This window comes from Kitasatospora sp. P5_F3 (assembly GCF_054049135.1).
This window is the reverse complement of sequence record NZ_JBFUMY010000213.1, coordinates 1-448: the sequence shown is the minus strand read 5'-3', so window position 1 is coordinate 448 and position 448 is coordinate 1. Positions and strand designations below refer to the sequence as shown.

Genomic DNA, 448 nt, shown 5'->3' with positions numbered 1-448 from the left:
GACGAACCGTCAGTGCAGGAGACTGCCCTGGAGTTCTGCGCGGAGTGCGGGGGTGAGGACGGCTCCGGCGCGGTCGACGAGGAGGGCCATTTCGTAGCCGACGAGTCCGATGTCGGAGTCGGGGGCGGCGAGGACGGCGAGGGAGGAGCCGTCGCTGACTGCCATGAGGAAGAGGAAGCCGCGTTCCATTTCGACGACGGTCTGGTTGACGTCGCCGCCCTCGAAGATCCGGCTGGCGCCGGAGGTGAGGGAGGTGAGGCCGGAGGCGACGGCGGCGAGCTGGTCGGCCCGGTCGCGGGGGAAGCCTTCGGACATGGCGAGCAGGAGCCCGTCGGCGGAGACCACCACTGTGTGGGACACCCCGGGGGTGTTGTCCACGAAATTGGTGATCAGCCAGTTCAGGTTCTGTGCGGCCTGGCTCATCTGACTCAACTCAACGCTCCTGGTG

Annotated in this window: 1 protein-coding gene; it reads right to left on the bottom strand. The window is 67.6% G+C overall.

The genetic code is table 11. The features are described 5' to 3' along the window. Positions 1-9: 9 nt before the first annotated feature. Entirely contained in the window at positions 10-423 is a 414-nt protein-coding gene (locus ACXJMZ_RS37415) for a roadblock/LC7 domain-containing protein (protein WP_057232378.1), read from the bottom strand. Between the last annotated feature and the right edge of the window lie 25 nt (positions 424-448).

Bases quoted from the DNA above. Each gene is read 5' to 3' on its own strand.
- ACXJMZ_RS37415 (WP_057232378.1), bottom strand. From the start codon at position 423: ATGAGCCAGGCCGCACAGAACCTGAACTGGCTGATCACCAATTTCGTG.